Origin of the sequence: Mesorhizobium sp. WSM4311, assembly GCF_002295115.1 — a bacterium.
Classification (GTDB): domain Bacteria; phylum Pseudomonadota; class Alphaproteobacteria; order Rhizobiales; family Rhizobiaceae; genus Mesorhizobium.
Genome location: NZ_NSFV01000012.1, coordinates 92,249 through 110,122, shown reverse-complemented (window position 1 = coordinate 110,122; position 17,874 = coordinate 92,249). Strand labels below are relative to the sequence as shown.

22 protein-coding genes and 1 other RNA gene are annotated in these 17,874 nt (G+C 62.5%); 13 read left to right on the top strand and 10 right to left on the bottom strand.

The features are described 5' to 3' along the window. Positions 1-257 precede the first annotated feature (257 nt). The 6 genes from pyc (at position 258) to CK226_RS26675 (ending at position 7,234) form a co-directional block, all read left to right on the top strand. A complete protein-coding gene (pyc, locus tag CK226_RS26700; RefSeq protein WP_095793467.1) occupies positions 258-3,716 on the top strand; it encodes a pyruvate carboxylase in 3,459 nt (1,152 codons plus the stop codon). A 159-nt stretch (positions 3,717-3,875) separates the two neighbouring features. Next, positions 3,876-4,136 carry a DUF2312 domain-containing protein gene (locus tag CK226_RS26695; RefSeq protein WP_095772329.1) on the top strand — a complete coding sequence of 87 codons (261 nt, stop codon included), beginning with the start codon at positions 3,876-3,878 and terminating at the stop codon, positions 4,134-4,136. 575 nt (positions 4,137-4,711) lie between these two features. Next, complete coding sequence (locus CK226_RS26690) at positions 4,712-5,464, top strand: AraC family transcriptional regulator (protein ID WP_095793499.1); 753 nt, start codon at positions 4,712-4,714, stop codon at positions 5,462-5,464. Positions 5,465-5,544: 80 nt separating this feature from the next. Beyond that, positions 5,545-6,273, top strand: a complete 729-nt coding sequence (locus CK226_RS26685) for a haloacid dehalogenase type II (RefSeq protein ID WP_095793466.1) — start codon at positions 5,545-5,547, stop codon at positions 6,271-6,273. Positions 6,274-6,486: 213 nt separating this feature from the next. After that, positions 6,487-6,927, top strand: a complete 441-nt coding sequence (locus CK226_RS26680) for a hypothetical protein (RefSeq protein ID WP_095772016.1) — start codon at positions 6,487-6,489, stop codon at positions 6,925-6,927. A gap of 10 nt (positions 6,928-6,937) precedes the next feature. Then, the gene (locus CK226_RS26675) at positions 6,938-7,234 is read left to right on the top strand and encodes a hypothetical protein (protein WP_095772017.1); all 297 of its coding nucleotides are present in this window, start codon (positions 6,938-6,940) and stop codon (positions 7,232-7,234) included. 54 nt (positions 7,235-7,288) lie between these two features. Here CK226_RS26675 and msrB read toward each other — a convergent pair whose 3' ends face one another. From msrB to CK226_RS26650, 5 genes are all read right to left on the bottom strand, one after another. Then, the gene (gene msrB, locus CK226_RS26670; RefSeq protein WP_095772018.1) at positions 7,289-7,693 is read right to left on the bottom strand and encodes a peptide-methionine (R)-S-oxide reductase MsrB; all 405 of its coding nucleotides are present in this window, start codon (positions 7,691-7,693) and stop codon (positions 7,289-7,291) included. Between the two features lie 98 nt (positions 7,694-7,791). Further along, positions 7,792-8,589 carry an MBL fold metallo-hydrolase gene (locus CK226_RS26665; RefSeq protein ID WP_095772019.1) on the bottom strand — a complete coding sequence of 266 codons (798 nt, stop codon included), beginning with the start codon at positions 8,587-8,589 and terminating at the stop codon, positions 7,792-7,794. Between the two features lie 19 nt (positions 8,590-8,608). Further along, positions 8,609-9,799 (bottom strand): VWA domain-containing protein, encoded by a 1,191-nt coding sequence (locus CK226_RS26660; protein ID WP_095793465.1) that lies wholly within the window; start codon positions 9,797-9,799, stop codon positions 8,609-8,611. A gap of 7 nt (positions 9,800-9,806) precedes the next feature. Then, positions 9,807-10,253, bottom strand: a complete 447-nt coding sequence (locus tag CK226_RS26655; RefSeq protein WP_095789917.1) for a GNAT family N-acetyltransferase — start codon at positions 10,251-10,253, stop codon at positions 9,807-9,809. Positions 10,254-10,344: 91 nt separating this feature from the next. Then, positions 10,345-11,184 carry a MoxR family ATPase gene (locus CK226_RS26650; RefSeq protein ID WP_027047501.1) on the bottom strand — a complete coding sequence of 280 codons (840 nt, stop codon included), beginning with the start codon at positions 11,182-11,184 and terminating at the stop codon, positions 10,345-10,347. A 136-nt stretch (positions 11,185-11,320) separates the two neighbouring features. Between CK226_RS26650 and ssrS the strand changes: the two genes are divergently transcribed. The 4 genes from ssrS to CK226_RS26630 all read left to right on the top strand — a co-directional run bounded on the left by ssrS (position 11,321) and on the right by CK226_RS26630 (position 13,901). Then, positions 11,321-11,475, top strand: a non-coding RNA gene (ssrS, locus tag CK226_RS26645) — 6S RNA. A 97-nt stretch (positions 11,476-11,572) separates the two neighbouring features. Further along, entirely contained in the window at positions 11,573-12,160 is a 588-nt protein-coding gene (locus tag CK226_RS26640) for a 5-formyltetrahydrofolate cyclo-ligase (protein WP_095793498.1), read from the top strand. Between the two features lie 70 nt (positions 12,161-12,230). Next, positions 12,231-13,055 (top strand): YmdB family metallophosphoesterase, encoded by an 825-nt coding sequence (locus CK226_RS26635; RefSeq protein ID WP_095772023.1) that lies wholly within the window; start codon positions 12,231-12,233, stop codon positions 13,053-13,055. 78 nt (positions 13,056-13,133) lie between these two features. Continuing rightward, a complete protein-coding gene (locus tag CK226_RS26630; RefSeq protein ID WP_095772024.1) occupies positions 13,134-13,901 on the top strand; it encodes a TerC family protein in 768 nt (255 codons plus the stop codon). A gap of 19 nt (positions 13,902-13,920) precedes the next feature. On the opposite strand, the gene CK226_RS26625 is transcribed toward CK226_RS26630, so the two are convergent. From CK226_RS26625 to CK226_RS26610, 4 genes are read right to left on the bottom strand one after another with little or no spacing between them, the layout of a single operon-like run. After that, positions 13,921-14,388: an SRPBCC family protein gene (locus CK226_RS26625; protein WP_095793497.1), complete on the bottom strand. Its 468-nt coding sequence runs from the start codon at positions 14,386-14,388 to the stop codon at positions 13,921-13,923. A gap of 26 nt (positions 14,389-14,414) precedes the next feature. Next, positions 14,415-14,777, bottom strand: coding sequence for a hypothetical protein (locus CK226_RS26620; RefSeq protein WP_095789915.1), 363 nt, complete (start codon positions 14,775-14,777; stop codon positions 14,415-14,417). Positions 14,778-14,818: 41 nt separating this feature from the next. Further along, entirely contained in the window at positions 14,819-15,211 is a 393-nt protein-coding gene (locus CK226_RS26615; RefSeq protein ID WP_095772026.1) for a VOC family protein, read from the bottom strand. A gap of 21 nt (positions 15,212-15,232) precedes the next feature. Beyond that, entirely contained in the window at positions 15,233-15,715 is a 483-nt protein-coding gene (locus CK226_RS26610) for an SRPBCC domain-containing protein (protein WP_095772027.1), read from the bottom strand. Between the two features lie 51 nt (positions 15,716-15,766). On the opposite strand from CK226_RS26610, the gene CK226_RS26605 reads away from it, so the two are divergent. From CK226_RS26605 to CK226_RS26595, 3 genes are all read left to right on the top strand, one after another. Next, entirely contained in the window at positions 15,767-16,090 is a 324-nt protein-coding gene (locus tag CK226_RS26605; protein WP_095793464.1) for a helix-turn-helix domain-containing protein, read from the top strand. 213 nt (positions 16,091-16,303) lie between these two features. Continuing rightward, positions 16,304-17,053 carry a YebC/PmpR family DNA-binding transcriptional regulator gene (locus CK226_RS26600; RefSeq protein ID WP_095772028.1) on the top strand — a complete coding sequence of 250 codons (750 nt, stop codon included), beginning with the start codon at positions 16,304-16,306 and terminating at the stop codon, positions 17,051-17,053. Next, complete coding sequence (locus tag CK226_RS26595) at positions 17,053-17,364, top strand: SelT/SelW/SelH family protein (RefSeq protein ID WP_095772029.1); 312 nt, start codon at positions 17,053-17,055, stop codon at positions 17,362-17,364. The genes CK226_RS26600 and CK226_RS26595 overlap by 1 nt, the downstream gene beginning before the upstream one ends. Before the next feature lie 33 nt (positions 17,365-17,397). Here the strand turns inward: CK226_RS26595 and CK226_RS26590 are convergent, their stop codons facing one another. After that, positions 17,398-17,874: a DUF1772 domain-containing protein gene (locus CK226_RS26590; protein ID WP_095793463.1), complete on the bottom strand. Its 477-nt coding sequence runs from the start codon at positions 17,872-17,874 to the stop codon at positions 17,398-17,400.

Genomic DNA, 17,874 nt, shown 5'->3' with positions numbered 1-17,874 from the left:
GCGACGCGCCGGGCATTTTCTTTTGGTGCGTTCGGGTCGGCGATGATCTTTCTTGCCGGCACCTCTCAGGCGGAGAGATCGCATCCAGGATCGAAATTGTCGTCATTGTTCCGTCCGTTCGGGCTAAGGCATGCGAGTGTTGGCCGGATAATTGATTTAAATCGGTTTAAACCGGCGTTGATTTTGTTTGCACTGCAGCATTTTCACGCTAATCATTGCACCGATTTCCCGTCCCTGCCGCTGCTGGAGCCCAGTCCTTGGCCATCACGAAGATCCTCGTCGCCAACCGGTCAGAAATCGCCATCCGCGTCTTTCGCGCGGCCAATGAGTTGGGCCTCAAAACCGTGGCGATCTGGGCCGAGGAAGACAAATATTCGTTGCACCGCTTCAAGGCCGACGAGAGCTACCAGGTCGGGCGTGGTCCGCATCTTGCCAAGGATATGGGGCCGATCGAGAGCTATCTGTCGATCGAGGAGGTGATCCGCGTCGCCAGGCTTTCCGGCGCCGATGCCATCCATCCCGGCTATGGGCTCCTGTCCGAAAGCCCCGAATTCGCCGAAGCCTGCGCGCAAGCGGGCATCACCTTCATCGGGCCGAAGCCGGACACGATGCGCCGTCTCGGCAACAAGGTCGCGGCGCGCAATCTCGCCATTGAGGTCGGCGTGCCGGTCATTCCCGCCACCGATCCGTTGCCGGACGATATGGAGGCGGTCAAGAAACTGGCCAAGGAGATCGGCTATCCGGTGATGCTGAAGGCCTCGTGGGGCGGCGGTGGGCGCGGCATGCGCGCCATCCGTTCCGAGGCCGATCTCGCCCGTGAGGTCACGGAAGGCAAGCGCGAGGCGAAGGCCGCCTTCGGCAAGGACGAGGTCTATCTCGAAAAGCTGATCGAGCGCGCCCGCCATGTCGAGGTGCAGGTGCTTGGCGACACGCATGGCAATGCCGTGCACCTGTTCGAGCGCGACTGCTCGATCCAGCGCCGCAACCAGAAGGTCGTCGAGCGGGCGCCGGCGCCCTATCTCGAAATGGCGCAGCGCGAGGAGCTTTGCGGCCACGCGCTGAAGATCGCGCGCGAGACCAGTTATATCGGCGCCGGCACGGTCGAGTTCCTGCAGGATGCCGATACCGGAAAATTCTATTTCATCGAGGTCAACCCGCGCATCCAGGTCGAGCATACCGTCACCGAACAGGTGACCGGCATCGACATCGTCAAGGCGCAGATCCACATCCTCGACGGCTTCGCCATCGGCACACCGCAATCGGGCGTGCCGGCGCAGAAGGACATCAGGCTCAACGGCCACGCCTTGCAGTGCCGCATCACCACCGAGGATCCCGAGCACAATTTCATTCCGGACTATGGCCGCATCACCGCCTACCGCGGCGCCACCGGCTTCGGCATCCGGCTGGATGGCGGCACTGCCTATTCCGGCGCGGTCATCACTCGCTTCTACGATCCGCTGCTGGAGAAGGTGACGGCGTGGGCACCGACGCCGGCCGAGACGATTGCCCGCATGAACCGGGCGCTTCGCGAATTCCGCATCCGCGGCGTCGCCACCAACCTCACCTTCCTCGAAGCGATCATCAACCACCCGAGCTTCGCCGACAATTCCTATACGACGAAGTTCATCGATACGACGCCGGAACTGTTCCAGCAGGTCAAGCGGCAGGACCGCGCGACCAAGCTGCTCAACTATCTGGCCGATGTCAGCGTCAACGGCCACCCCGAGACGCGCGGCCGGCCGATGCCGAAAGCCGATGCGGCGGCACCGGTGGTGCCCTACCTCAATGGCAATGTGCCGGGCGGCAGCAAGCAGAAGCTGGACGTGCTCGGTCCTGAGAGATTCGCCGGCTGGATGCGCGAGCAAAGGCAAGTTCTGGTCACCGACACGACGATGCGCGACGGCCACCAGTCGCTGCTGGCGACACGCATGCGCACGCATGACATTGCCAATATTGCCGGCACCTATGCCCGCGCCCTGCCGCAGCTTCTGTCGCTCGAATGCTGGGGCGGCGCGACCTTCGACGTCGCCATGCGCTTCCTCACCGAGGATCCTTGGGAGCGGCTGTCGCTGGTGCGCGAGGCGGCGCCCAACCTGTTGCTGCAAATGCTGCTGCGCGGCGCCAACGGCGTCGGCTACACCAACTATCCCGACAATGTCGTGCAGCATTTCGTCAAGCAGGCGGCTGCCGGCGGTATCGACCTGTTCCGCGTCTTCGATTGCCTGAACTGGGTCGAGAACATGCGCGTCGCCATGGACGCGGTCGGGGCCGAAGGCAAGCTGATCGAAGCGGCGATGTGCTACACCGGCGACATTCTCGATCCGGCGCGGGCCAAATACGATCTGAAATACTATGTCGGCCTGGCCGGGGAATTGCAGGCCGCCGGCGCCCATATCATCGCCGTCAAGGACATGGCGGGTCTGTTGAAGCCGGCCGCCGCCCGCGTGCTGTTCAGGGCGCTGCGCGAGGCGACCGACCTGCCGATCCATTTCCACACCCACGACACGTCTGGCCTGTCGGCGGCGACCGTGCTGGCGGCGGTGGAGAGTGGCGTCGACGCCATAGACGCGGCGATGGATGCCTTCTCCGGCAACACGTCGCAGCCTTGCCTGGGCTCGATCGTCGAGGCGCTGAAGGGCACCGAGCGCGACCCCGGCCTCGACCCGCAATGGATCCGCAAGATCTCGTTCTACTGGGAAGCGGTGCGCAACCAGTACGCCGCCTTCGAAAGCGATCTCAAGGGGCCGGCCTCGGAAGTCTATCTGCATGAAATGCCGGGCGGACAGTTCACCAACCTCAAGGAACAGGCGCGCTCGCTCGGGCTGGAAACGCGCTGGCACGAGGTGGCGCAGACCTATCATGACGTCAATCTGATGTTCGGCGACATCGTCAAGGTGACACCGTCATCCAAGGTCGTCGGCGACATGGCTCTGATGATGGTCAGCCAGGACCTCACCGTCGCCGATGTCGAGAACCCGGCCAGGGATATCGCCTTCCCTGACTCGGTCGTCTCGATGCTGCGCGGCGATCTCGGCCAGTCGCCCGGCGGTTGGCCGGCGGCGCTGCAGAAGAAGGCGCTGAAAGGCGACAGGCCGATCACGGCGCGGCCCGGCTCGCTGCTGAAGCCCGCCGATCTCAAGGCCAGCCGCAAGGAGATCGAGGAGAAGCTGGAGCGCAAGCTCTCGGAATACGAATTCGCCTCCTGGCTGATGTATCCGAAGGTGTTCACCGACTTCGCCGGCGCGCAAGAGACCTACGGCCCGGTCAGCGTCCTGCCGACGCCGACCTATTTTTACGGCATGAAGTCCGAAGACGAGATCTTCATCGACATCGAGAAGGGCAAGACGCTGGTCGTGCGGTGCCTCGCCATCGGCGATGTCGACGAGAAGGGCTTGGTCACCGTGTTCTTCGAGCTCAACGGCCAGCCGCGGCGCGTGAAGGTGCCGGACAGGGCGCATGGCGCCTCCGCCGCCAAGGCGCGCCGCAAGGCCGAGCCTGGCAACGAGGCGCATGTCGGCGCGCCGATGCCGGGCGTGGTCTCCGCGCTTTCGGTCGTCACCGGCCAGGCGGTGAAGGCCGGCGACGTGCTGCTCTCCATCGAGGCGATGAAGATGGAAACGGCGCTGCATGCCGAGCGCGACGGCACCGTCGCCGAGGTGCTGGTCAAGGCCGGCGACCAGATCGATGCCAAGGATCTGCTGATCGCCTTCGCCTGAGAAGCGGCAAAGGGCGGGCAGGCTGTCGGCTTCTGTCGGCAGCCCCCATGCCTTGTTCGATAACAGCTTGACCCGCCGCCGCCGGTCGGGCATCGAACCGGCTCAAATTTGCCGCCGTCTTTCGCCGAGTCGCGGCGCCGAACCCTTTTGGAGAAAAACATGGCCGACGATATCACCGAGACCAGCCAGACTGTTGCCGCCGGCCAGCTGCGTGCCTTCATCGAGCGCATCGAGCGGCTCGAGGAAGAGAAGAAGACGATCGCCGACGACATCAAGGAAGTGTTCGCCGAGGCCAAGGGCACCGGCTTCGACACCAAGGCGATGCGCACCATCATCCGCCTGCGCAAGAAGGACCAGGCCGAGCGCCAGGAAGAGGATGCGATCCTCGATCTGTACATGGCCGCGCTCGGCATGGTGTAAGGCGCGTGGCCGGAAACCGGCCATGAGTGGTTTGACGTCGGCGGCCGCCGCGCCTCGGCCAGCGATGGCGGTGGCGTCACATGAGCAGGCCGGGCGGCTCAGGATGACGAAATCGATCCTGGCCGCCGCGTGAAGCCGAGGCCCCTCGATTTCGGATCGGCATATCGAGGGCGGAGCGCATCTAAATTTGGACCGCTGCTTAAAGTGCGTCGCGATCCTTCGGGTTCGCTCCATGCGCTTTAGGTTTTGATTTTACGCATGTCTTTATCCCGAAACCGGTGCCCACTTTCGGGAGACATGCTTGGTCGCCTGCAGCTCAGTGGTCACCTGCCGCAAAGTTTTCCCTACCAACCGAGAACACCAAGACCGTTGGCCTCGCGGACTGTGAGCAAGTCTTGAAAGTTGTGCTGGGATAAACGCTCTTCGCGCCGGCGCTGTGCTCCGCTACAACGGAGCCGAGGGATGTTCTCCACAAAAGACTGGTCGTTCAGCACACGGGGTTTAAATCCAAACGAACCGTCTTCGGCGGCGTCGCATCACCGAGAGCGATGCCCACGCTTACGCAGGACTTGTCGATGAACGAGACCGTCGTTGAAATCCGAAGATATTCCGGGGAGGTCGAGAGGCACCAGCATGACTATCCCCAAGTGGTCCTACCGGTTTCCGGAGCACTCGAAATCGATCTGGGGCACCGTTCAGGACGGGTTTCGGGCAGCACTGGCGTCTTTGTTTCTGCCGGTTGCCAGCACGCGTTCTACGCCAAACAAACGGGCTCTTTCGTCGTACTCGACCTGCCGTCCCGCCTCGGCATCCGGGAGCCGGATGAAGACATACCCGCATTTTTTGCGATCGGCCGGGAGGTTCACGGCCTGATCGACTACATGGCGGTGCTGGCGACATCGCAGGAGCTTTCCGCCTCGCTTCGAGACGCCTGGTCCACATTGCTGCTGGATCGCATCGCTCCTGCAAGGGATCGTCCGGATCGCGCAGAGCTTGCTGTCAGAAGAGCCACGGCGTTCATGCAACGAAAGCTTGCCGAGCCAATCCGCATTGCGGATATCGCGGAAGCGGCAGGGATGAGCCCAACCCGTCTGCATGAAGCCTTCACCAGACGGCGCGCGACCACGCCGCACGCGCATTTGGTTGCGATGCGCCTCGATGCGGCTGAACGGCTGCTTGCCGATCCGCGCCTTTCCATCGCGGATATCGCGATTTTCAGTGGTCACTCTGACCAGAGCGCCTTGACGCGCGCAATGCGGCGGGAGCGAAACTCAACCCCGGCCGAAATTCGCCGAAATCTGCTCGGAAGAACGGGAGGAAAAGCCTAAAATCCGGAAGGTTCTGCCGAGATATCGGCCTCGCGCGGCGCTACGGATACGGAAATTACGCGTGTGTGAGGATCACCGATATGGATTTGACTCGTTTCAAAGCGCTGACATTCGATGTCTATGGCACGCTCATCGACTGGGAAACCGGCATCTGGAACGCACTTCAGCCGCTTTTGAGCATGGCAAATCGCGAAATCAGCCGAAACGAAGCGTTGGAAACCTATGGGGAAATAGAGACGCGGCAGGAAGCCGAGACTCCTTCCTTGCACTACAAAACACTGTTGGCGGCAGTGCACGCAAGGCTGGCTCGACATTGGGAGATCACCGCGCAGGCTGATCTGCATGAACGTTTCGGCACCTCGGTGCCCGATTGGCCCGCCTTTCCGGATTCCAGGGAGGCGCTGGCCTATCTGAAACAGCACTTCCGTTTGGTCGTATTGTCCAATGTCGACGGCCAGAGTTTCGCGGCTTCAAACCGCAAGCTCGGTGTGAGCTTCGATGCCGTTTACACGGCGGAAGACATAGGCAGCTACAAGCCGGATCTGGGCAACTTCCGTTTCCTGTTCGGCAGGCTGAAGCAGGATCTGGGCATTCAGCAGGATGAAGTCCTTCATGTGGCCCAGAGTCTGTTTCATGATCATGCGCCGGCAGAGAGCATCGGGCTCGCCAGCGTTTGGATCGACCGCAGGTTTGGGATGGAGGGGTCAGGTGCAACGAAGCGGCCTCTTGCCCAGCCGAAGGTCGGAGGTCATTTTCCAACCTTGGCAGACTTTGCCGCTATGCATCGCGCAGCGAAGGAGAAGCATTGATCCCGTTCGCCAGATACGGGCGACGAGATCTGACGGTACACGCCGTCCTCGGCCGCGACCAAATGCGGCGTCTGCCGCATTGGCTGTCCTGGCGTTTTCTGCGCCTGCGTTGCGTGCGGACCCAAATGTCCGCTACGCTACGTTCTCAAAACGCCATCATATGACTCGCCAGAACGAATTTCGAAACAGCCTCGGGCAGCGGGGCAGCCGGCCATGAACGAATTCGACTTCGGTGGCCGCCGTGCCTCGGAGTTCCGCCATCGCGGCTTCTGGGCACTGTTCGCCGAGCGGCATCCGCAAGAAAGAGCCACGCTTGCAAGGCGGGGGCCGTGGTTCTGGCAGCGCGGGCTGCCGGATTTCGCTTTGGTGCTTTCGATGTATGTCGCGCCGGCGCAGAACCAAGTCGGCGTCTTCTTCGGGCGCAACGAAAAGTTCGGCGCCACGGAGTCCTGGTCGCGGCTGAAGCCTTTCCAGCCGGCGATCGAGGCCAGGCTGAAGCTCAAGCCCGAACAGAGTTGCCAGGGTCTCGGCATCAACTCGGTGTGGCGGGTGAACTGCTACGCCGAAGACAACTGGCCGGCCATGACCGACTGGCTGGTGAGGGAGTGCACACGCTTCGAAGAGGCCGTGACCGACGTTCTGGGGCAGGGGTGACGCGTCGGCGATGACGGACTTTTTCCGTACGCGCTGGAGGGGTGAAGCGCCGCTCGACCGGCTGTTCTGGCGCGACATGCTGCTCGTCGGGACGATCTTGAGCATCCTCTCTTCGGCGCTGGCGCTGATCCTGCTTGGATTGAAGCTGCCGCTGTGGCTGGTGCTGGTGGTGCATTTCCTCCCCGTTCCCTACAATATCTTCCTCACCATCGCCGTCTGGCGGACGGTGGAGAAGGGCGGCGGCCTGAAGGCGCAGCTGATGATGTTGGGTGCGGCGCTCTGGCTGATCGCGACGGTCGTGGCATGAGCCAAACGAAAAAGGGCGGCTGAAGCCGCCCTTTGCGAAGTCTTTTCCGAGGCATCAAGCCGCCGGTTCGAATTTCAGCGCCACGCCATTAATGCAGTAGCGCAGGCCGGTCGGCGGCGGGCCATCCTCGAAGACGTGGCCGAGATGGCTGCCGCAGCGCGAGCAATGGCACTCGGTGCGGACCATGCCGTAGCTGCGGTCGACAGTGGTCTCGATCGAGCCGGGCACCGGGTCGTTGAAGCTCGGCCAGCCGGTGCCGCTCTCGAACTTCAGCTTGGATTCGAACAGCGACTGGTCGCAGCCGACGCAGGAAAATGTGCCGGCGCGCTTCTCGTAGAGCAAGGCGCAGCTGCCCGGCCGCTCGGTGCCGTGATTGCGCATGACCGCATATTGCTCCGGCGTCAGCCGGGCGCGCCATTCGGCATCGGTGCGGGTGACGGGGTAGGTTTGGGTGTCCATTTGATCTCCTCAGCCTTGGCGGCTCGTTCTTGGTTGCAAGCTATATTCGCACCAACATAGGCATTTGTTACCGGATTTTCTCGCATTTTCGATCGCCGTCATGCGATGGCGGCGAGATAACGAGCCACCGATGCGTTGAATGCCGCCTTTGCGCCGCCGATGATGTTCAGGTCCCACCATGCGCCGCGGATATCGTTGAAGTCGAATGGTTCAAGCGCCGTCGCGATGCGGCGGACAGCTGCCGCGTTGAGCGGTATCTGGTTGGGATAACTGTACATGAAGCTGACATGGCGGCGCGTCGGCGTCACCTGCACGGTGTCGCCGGTCAGCAGCGCGTTGCCGCCCTCGCGCTGCCAGTGCAGCACCTGGCTGCCGGAAAAGTGGCCGCCGCAGCGGATGAGCGTCAGCGACGGGTTTATGGCAAGCGTCTGGCCTTGCCAGCTGACGATCGAGGGATGCGGCCGCATGATCCATTGGCGGTCGTCGGCGTGGAGATAGATCGGCACGCCGCCAAACGCCTCGCTCCAACAGGCCATCGCCGAGTAGAAGTGGCAGTGCGAGATGGCGATGGCCGCCAGGCCGCCGCGACGGTTGATCTCGGCCACCGCCTCCTCGCTCACCATCGAGACGCAGTCCCACAGCACATTGCCGTGCGTCGTCTGCACCAGCTGCGCCCGCTGGCCTATGGCGAAGCGCGGCTCGATGCCGAAGCCGAGCACGCCGGCATCGTCCCTCGTCACCAGCCGATGCCCGGTGGCAAGCTCCCGCGGGGTTATCCAGGCCTGGCCTTCCCAGCGCACGAACTGCCGCTCATCCTCGCAGACCGGGCAGTGCTGCAGCGGCGTCTCCGTCGCCGCAAATTGGACGCCGCACTGCAGACAGAGGAAGCAGGTCATCGGATTTCCCGTCGGTCCTTCAATGTTTTCGAGAAAGCTGCTTCGTCGCGCTTTCGAGTCCGGCCAGCGTCAGCGGGAACATGCGGCCGCCGAAGATGTCGCGGATCATGGCGATCGAATGGGTATAGCCCCAGTTCTTTTCGCTCTCGGGGTTGAGCCATACCGCGTTCGGCCATTGCCGCAGCAGGCGGCCGAGCCAGACGGCGCCGGCCTCCGGATTCCAGTGCTCCACTGACCCACCGGGGTGGGCGATCTCGTAAGGGCTCATCGAGGCGTCGCCGACGACGATCACCTTATAGTCCGGCCCGTATTTGTGGAGGAGGTCGAAGGTCGGCATCACCTCCGCATGGCGGCGCCGGTTGTCCTTCCACACGCCCTCGTAGAGGCAGTTGTGAAAGTAGAAATATTCGAGCTGGCGGAATTCGGCGCGGGCCGCTGAAAACAGCTCCTCGACGCTCTTGATGTGGTCGTCCATCGAGCCGCCGACATCGAAGAACATCAAAAGCTTCACCGCATTGCGCCGCTCGGGCCGCGTCTGCACGTCGAGATAGCCATGCTCGGCGGTGGCGTGGATGGTGCCGGGCAGGTCGAATTCCTCCTCGGCACCTTCGCGCACCCAGCGGCGCAGGCGTTTCAGCGCGATCTTGATGTTGCGGGTGCCGAGCTCGACGGCATCGTCGAAATTGCGGAACTCGCGCTTGTCCCAGACCTTCACCGCGCGGCGGTTGCGGCTTTCGTGCTGGCCGATGCGCACGCCTTCGGGATTGTAGCCATAGGCGCCGAAGGGCGAGGTGCCGCCGGTGCCGATCCATTTCGAGCCGCCCTGGTGGCGGCCTTTTTGCTCCTCGAGCCTTTGCTTCAGGGTCTCCATCAGCCTTTCGAAGCCGCCGAGCGCCTCGACCAGCTTTTTCTCCTCCTCGGTCAGGTGCTTTTCGGCAAGCCGGCGCAGCCATTCCTCGGGAATATTGGCGACATCGACCGCATCCGGTCCGCCCAGCGCCTCGATGCCCTTGAAGACATGCGCGAACACCTGGTCGAAGCGGTCGATGTGGCGCTCATCCTTCACCAAGGCGGCGCGGGCCAGGTAGTAAAAACCCTCGACATCGTAGTCGACCAGCCCGGCTTCCAGCCCCTCCAGCAGCGACAGATATTCCCGGAGCGAGACGGGAACGCGTGCAGCCTTCAGTTCGAGGAAGAAAGGGATGAACATTTTCTATTTATAGCAGATCATACTCGATGAAGCCGGTGCGGCGCGCCACGTGGTCGTAGAGCTTGCGCGCCGTGGTGTTGGTTTCGTGCGTCATCCAGTAGACGTTCTTGACGCCGATCTTTGCCGCTTCCTGCTTTACGGCATTGATCAGCGCGGCACCGATGCCCTTGCCGCGCACATCCGGGTCGGCGAACAGATCCTGCAGATAGCAGTTGTTTTTCTCGGACCAGCCCGAGCGATGGTAGAGATAGTGGGTGAGGCCGACGGCCTTGCCGTCGAGCGTGGCGATAAAACCCTTCGGCTCGAATTCGCCTGCCGTGAACAGCCGCTTCCAGGTGACGGCATAGACCTCTTCCGGCAGCCTGGTTTCGTAGAAGGTCAGGTAGTCGGTCCACAGGCGCTTCCAGTCGGCGTGGTCGGACTGCGCGAGCGGGCGGACAATAATCTCAGACATTTCATCTCCTGCGAAAGATTGCGGCCGAAGCTGCCTTCCCGTCCGGCCGGCGGCAACGGTCCACGGAAGGGAAAGCGCTATTGCTGCGGCCCTATTGCTGCCTTCTGGCCATGAAAGCCAGCCGCTCGAACAGATGCACGTCCTGTTCGTTCTTCAGCAGCGCGCCATGCAGCTTGGGCAATGCGTTCTTCGGGTCGGCGCGCAAATCCTCGGGCGCGATGTCGTCGGCGACCAGCAGGCGGATCCAGTCGAGCGCCTCGGAGGTCGATGGTTTTTTCTTCAGGCCCGGTACCTCGCGGATCTCGTAGAACTGGGTGAGGGCCGCGCGCACCAGATTCTGCTTGATGCCGGGATAGTGGACGTCGACGATCCTGTGCAGGGTGTCGACGTCGGGAAAGCGGATGTAGTGGAAGAAGCAGCGGCGCAGGAAGGCGTCCGGCAGTTCCTTCTCATTGTTGGAGGTGATGATGACGATCGGTCTGATAGCAGCGCGGATGGTCTCGCCGGTCTCGTAGACGAAGAACTCCATCCGATCGAGTTCCTGCAGCAGGTCGTTGGGGAACTCGATGTCGGCCTTGTCGATCTCGTCGATGAGGAGCACGACCTTCTTGCCCGCAGCGAACGCCTCCCAGAGCTTGCCGCGCTTGATGTAGTTCTTGATGTCGTTGAACCTGGCGTCGCCGAGCTGGCTGTCGCGCAGCCGCGACACGGCGTCATACTCGTAAAGGCCTTGCTGGGCTCGCGTCGTCGATTTGACGTGCCATTCGATGAGATCGAGGCCAAGTGCCGCCGCCACCTGGCGGGCAAGCTCGGTCTTGCCGGTGCCGGGCTCGCCCTTGACCAGCAGGGGCCGCTCCAGCGCGATCGCCGCGTTGACGGCCACCATCAGATCCTTGTCGGCGACATAGGCCGCCGTACCTTCGAAACGCATTGTTGCTCCTTGTTTCACCCGGTGACCGTAAGGACGCCGCCCGGCCTGCGCAAGGGTGCGGCGCGGATGGCGAATAAAGCCGCCGAGACTGCCTGCGTCACTGGCGCTTGACCGATGAGCGGCCTATATTGGTCACGACGGTCTGTGCTTCCCGGCAGGAGAACATTTCCCCGGGGCCTTAACGATCCTTAGGGAGCTGTCCCTGGGAAGACCCGTGGGTTTTCTCATACGGCGCCCACCTACTTTGTAGGTTCCCGGGATCGCTCTCTCCACCGGTTGTGTGGATCGTCACTTCTTGCCCCTGTATCCACGCATTTCGGTGGATGATGCGGTGGAAAACGTCGCTCCCAACACGCCATCCCGATCCGGCCTTTTCTATCGTCCGCGCATGACATCTCTCAAAGACCAGAAGAAACAGCTGCGACTCCAGGCGCTTGGACGCCGCGACGCGCTCGACGAATTCTGGCGGGTGGAAATGGCGCTCGAAATGGCCGAGACGGCGCGCGATCATCTCGCCATCGAGCCCGGCCAAATCGTCTCCGGCTTCTGGCCGATGCGTTCGGAAGTCGACGTCAGGCCCTTGATGTTTGCCTTGCGTGAACAGGGCGCCAGGCTTTGCCTGCCCGCCATTCTCGACAAGTCCACGATCGTCTTTCGCGAACTGGTGCGCGGCGCGCCGATGGTCGACATGGGCTTCGGCACGATCGGACCCCATGAAGAAGCCGAGGTGCTTGACCCCCAGGTGATGCTGGTACCGCTTGCCGCCTTCGACGCGCGCGGCCACCGCATCGGCTATGGCGCCGGCTATTACGACCGCGCGATCGCCAAGCTCGTCGACAAGGGGCATTCGCCCCGGCTGATCGGCATCGCCTTCGACTGCCAGGAGGTGGCGCAGGTTCCGGACGAGAACCATGACGTGATCATCCCGGAAATACTCACCGAGAGCGGGTTGCGTCGCTTCACGCCAAAATTGTAGATAATGGAGGCATGATCTTTTCGCGGATGTCATGCAGCTTTTGCTTCGCTGACTCTCGGTGCGGGATCATATGAGACTTCTCTTCCTCGGTGACATGGTCGGAAAAACGGGACGCACGGCGGTGTGGGAACAACTGCCCGGCCTGATCTCGGACTTCAAACTCGATTTCGTCATCGTCAATGGCGAGAATGCCGCGGGTGGCTTCGGCATCACCGAAGAGATCTTTCGCGAGACGATCGCGGCCGGCGCCGATGTCGTCACCACCGGCAACCATGTCTGGGACCAGCGCGATGCGTTGGCCTTCGCGCCGCGCGAAGAACGCTTCCTGCGTCCGTCGAATTTTCCCAAAGGCACGCCCGGGCGCGGCTCCGGCGTCTACATCGCCAGAAGCGGCGCGCGCGTGCTGGTCGCCAACATCATGGGCCGGGTGTTCATGCATCCCGAGCTCGACGATCCGTTCCAGGCCGGCGAACGCGAGCTTGCCGCCTGCCCGCTCGGCGAGCAGGCGGATGCGGTGGTGATCGACTTCCACGCCGAGGCGACCTCGGAAAAGATGTGCTTTGCGCATTTCGTCGACGGCCGCGCCAGCCTGGTCGTCGGCACCCACACCCACCAGCCGACCGCCGACCACCAGATCCTCAATGGCGGCACCGGCTATCTGTCGGATGCCGGCATGTGCGGCGACTATGATTCCTCGCTCGGCATGGACAAGGAGGAACCGCTCAACCGGTTCCTGTCGAAAGTGCCGAAGGGGCGCTTCGAGGCGGCGACCGGCCCGGCGACCTTGTGCGGGGTCGGTGTCAATATTTCCGATCGTACCGGACTGACCGAGAGGATCGCGCCGTTTCGTCGCGGGCCGCGACTGGAAGAAACGACTCCGTCCTTCTGGTCATGACATTGATATAGGCGCGCGCGGTACCTAACTGCCGACGACATCTGCTTCAGATCGTTAACAGAGGGGACAACGACCTCCATGCAGCTTATCGAATTTCTTGCGCCGCATTTTCAATTCGTTTCCGATCCAACCGCATGGGTCGCCTTGCTGACGCTGGTGGTGCTCGAGATCGTGCTCGGCATCGACAATCTGATCTTCATCTCGATCCTGACCAACAAGCTGCCGGAAGCGCAGCGGGCCCGCGCCCGCCGGCTCGGCATTTCGGCGGCGCTGGTCATGCGGCTGGTGCTGCTGGCCACCATCTCGGTCATCGTCCAGCTGACGACGCCGGTCTTCACCGCCCTCGGCCACGGCTTCTCCTGGCGCGACCTGATCCTGATCGCCGGCGGCCTGTTCCTGGTGTGGAAGGCGACCAAGGAGATCCATCACACGGTCGATCCCGACGACCACAAGGACACGATGATGGGTGAGACGCTCAAGATCTCGCTTGCCGGCGCGATCTTCCAGATCCTGCTGCTCGACCTCGTCTTTTCGATCGATTCCATCATCACCGCGGTCGGCATGACCGACGAGATCGCCATCATGTACATCGCCGTGATCGTGGCTGTCAGCGTGATGATGCTGGCGGCGGGTCCGCTGGCCAACTTCATCGCCAAGAACCCCAGCATCGTCATGCTGGCCCTGGGCTTCCTGTTGATGATCGGCATGACGCTGATCGCCGACGGCATGGGTTACCATGTGCCCAAGGGCTACATCTACGCGGCGATGGGTTTCTCGGCCCTGGTCGAGGGGCTCAACATGCTGGCGCGGCGGCGCAGGAAAGCGAAGCCAGGCGACGGGCATTGAGTATCGGGGTGCTGGGCATCTAACGCCCCGGCACGCCCTCCGGGTGGCGGTCGCCGATCAGGCCTAGCGTCAGGCCCTGTTCCAGCCAGGCCTTGGCGCCGGCCAGCACGAGCGTGAAGCCACCGGTCGAGCCGATCGCTTCCTTGACCTGTTCGTCGGGCGTGCCACCGAAACCGAAGTTGCGGACCTCGAGAAAGGTCGCATCGCCAGGCATTTCGGTGAACGTCCAGACCACCGTTGTCGGCGGATCGCTCCATTGCATGACGATCCTTTCATTCCTGACGATCTCGCTGACCTTGGCGGTCGTCGAGACGCCATACATGCGCCACTCCCAGCGGACCTCCTTGCCGCTGTCCAGCCGGCCGCTGCCATGGGTGAACCAGAATTTGGTGGTGATAGCCGGGTCGACGATGGCCTCGAACACCTCGGTGACGGGCCGTCGGATCAGCATGCCGGCTTCGGCTGTCGGGGTTTCACGGATCTCCATGGCGGTCTCCTTTCTGGTCGTGGCGCTCACCAGGCGTCGGGCTCGCGCAGCATGTGAACGATGCTGGCCGGGTTGGTGATCCAGCCGCCGCGAAAGCCTTCGCCCAAGGGCTCGATGGCATCGCAACGCACGATGCCGGCCTCGGCGAAGTGTGCGGCAGCGGTGAAAAAATCTTCGGTGAACAGTTCCAGCCAGACCTCGGCCTGGCTCAACATCGGCGCCTCGTCGATCCACAGGCGGTTGGGTCCGAGCTCGAAGCCGACCGCCGGCGCCTTGGCGGTGAACGGCTTCAGGCCGACGATGTCGCGGTAGAAGGCAATCGTCGCCTCATACTGATGCGGTGGCACCTTCATGGCTATGTTGATGCCGCCGGTGATTTTCGTCGTCATTGCTGTCTCCATTGCGCTGCGCTTGGGTCGGCCATGTTCGGTCAGGCCAGGTTGACCTGCCATGAGACACCAAACCTGTCGTTCAACCAGGCGAAGCGGCGGCTGAAACCATAATTGTCGGGTGGCATCAGGAATCCGCCCTCCTTTGCCAGTGCGTCGACAATGCGGTCCAGTTCCTCCAAGGAGGAACAGTCGACGTAGAACGAGACCGACGGCGTGAAGCCGAAGGCGTGGTGTACGGGGCTGTTGAAGACCATGACGTCCCGGCCGGCGATGGAAGCGCGCGCCAGCTTCAGCGTCCCTTCAGGGCCATCCTCACCGGCACCATAGCGCGTGATGTCGAGGATGCTGCTGCCGGGAATGGTGTCGCAATAGAGGGCCATCGCCTCCTCGGCCTTGCCCTCGAACATCAGGAACGGCGTTACTATCGTCATCGCTGGCCTCCGTTTCCCTGCTCAAACATTGGTCTCGTTGGCGGGCTCGCCCTTCATCTCGCTGCGGTAATAGCCGTCGCGCAGATTGATGCCGTATTCGACATAGGCCTTCATGCAGGCCAGCATCTGCGACCAGCCCTCGCAGTTGAGGTAGGATTTCTTCAGGCCGACCGCGCCTTCCTGCCAACCGCTTTCGGCGATGGTGACGAGGGTGCCGCCATCGTCCAGCGGTTCGAAATTCATCTCGATGCGCGTCTTGTAGGCCGGCTTGCCGTCGGCGTCGGTGGCGTCCCAGCGCAGCACGATACGGCTGTCCTTGACCACCTCGTCGACCTCGACCGGCACCTTGCCCCACCAGACGACGCTCGTGCCGGTTTGCAGCGGTGCGCTGGCGCCGCCGATGGTGGTGAAATAGCCGCTGAGCTTCTTGGGGTTGACGACGGCGTCGAAAACTTCGGCGGCCGGTTTGCCGATGCGGCCGGAAACGCGGAATCCAAGAGACATATCCACAGCTCCATCCTTGAAAGGTTCAACAATATGTTATATAAACATAACATGTCAAGCCGATCGCAAGATGACAATGTTTTCAAGGCGCTGGCGCACCCGCGCCGGCGCGAAATGCTCGATCGGCTGAAGGACGAGCCGAAGACCACCGGCATGCTGTGCGATGCCTTTCCCGATATCGACCGCTGCACCGTCATGCTGCACCTGAAGGTGCTGGAGGAGGCGAAGCTGATCGTTGCGCGCCGCGATGGACGCGAGCGCTGGAACCATCTCAACGCACTGCCGATCAAGCAGATCCACGATCGCTGGATCAGCCAGTATGCCGGCCATGCGCTCAGCATCATCGACCGGCTGAAGTCCGATCTGGAGGCGTAAGCGTTTGCAGCAGCCTGTCCGGTTACGCCACGCGCGCGGTGCGGCTGGACGAATTGAGCCGATTTATCTATAAGCCGGCCATTCCGACAAAGAGCGCCGTACGTCCTCCGGACGCATCAAGGACGTTCTGAAATTTTGAATTCGAGCATTTTGCAACAGGCGAGGTAATGCATCTCGCTGCAGAACGCTCTAGCCGAACACGACAGGGGTGCCATGGCTGGCCATTCACAGTTCAAGAACATCATGCACCGCAAGGGCCGTCAGGACGCGGTGCGGTCGAAAATGTTTTCCAAGCTGGCGCGCGAAATCACCGTGGCCGCCAAGAGCGGCACGCCCGACCCATCGATGAATCCACGCCTGCGGCTGGCGATCCAGAACGCCAAGGCAGTGTCGATGCCGAAGGACAACATCCAGCGCGCCATCAACAAGGCGTCGATGGGCGATGCCGAAAACTACGAGGCCGTGCGCTATGAGGGCTATGGCCCAGGCGGCGTCGCCGTCATCGTCGAGGCGTTGACCGACAACCGCAACCGCTCGGCGTCGAATGTGCGCGCCGCCTTCACCAAGGCCGGCGGCGCGATGGGCGAAACCGGCTCGGTGTCCTTCATGTGGGACCGTGTCGGTGAGATCTATTATCCGGCATCGGCCGGCAGTGCCGACAAGGTCATGGAAGCGGCGATCGAAGCCGGCGCCGACGACGTCGAAACCGACGAGGAAGGCCACACGATCTATTGCGCCTTCGAGAATCTCGGCGAGGTGTCGAAGGCACTGGAAGCCTCGCTCGGCGAAGCGGAATCGGTGAAGCTGATCTGGCGGCCGCAGAACAATGTTCCGGTCGACGAGGAGCGGGCACAGTCGCTGATGAAGCTGGTCGCCACGCTCGAGGACGACGATGACGTGCAAAGCGTCTACGCCAACTTCGAAGTCGACGACGAGACCTTGGCCAAGCTCAGCGCGGCGTGATGAGCGAGACGCCGCTGCCCGCCATCCGCATCACCTATTGCACGCAGTGCCAGTGGCTGCTGCGCGCCGGCTGGATGGCGCAGGAGCTGCTCTCCACCTTCGGCACCGACCTTGGCGAAGTGACGCTTGTGCCCGGCACCGGCGGCGTCTTCACCATTTCCTGCAACGACGTGCTCATCTGGGACCGCAAGCGCGACGGCGGCTTTCCGGACGCGGCAAAACTCAAGCAGCTGGTCCGCGACGTGATCGATCCGGACCGCGACCTGGGCCATGCCGACCGCAAAACGCACAAGAAGACAGACCCCGCCTGAGGCGGGGTCTTTTGCATTCGCGGGCTGCTGTCTTCAGATCAAAGCCATGATGAAGCAGGCCATCGCCACGATGGCGGTGACGGTGCGGACGTGGTTCCACATTACCCACTGGCTCAGATGGTTCGCCCATACGGCGGCGCCGTTGGCGCTCGCAGGATCGACGGCGGCGAGTGCGTCGTTGAGCGGCACGTTGAAGACCATGGTCACGATCGGATTGCCGATGAAATAGATCACGGCGCCGGCAAGCAGCCAGTATGAGCCTGATTGGCTCCAGCCCAGAAGAACGGCGGCAATCAGCACGAGGCAGATGAGGCCGGTGCCGAAAATAGCGGTCATGAAGCTTGGGGTGATCACCGTGACGTTGATCGAATTCATCGCGGCGATGCCTTGCGGGACGGGCAGCCGGGCAAGGGCTGCCATGACGAAGTTGGAAAAGGCGAAGAAGACGCCGCCGACGACCCCCGAGCCGATTGCGGCGATGATGGTGAGGGTGGGAACAAGCTTGCTCAT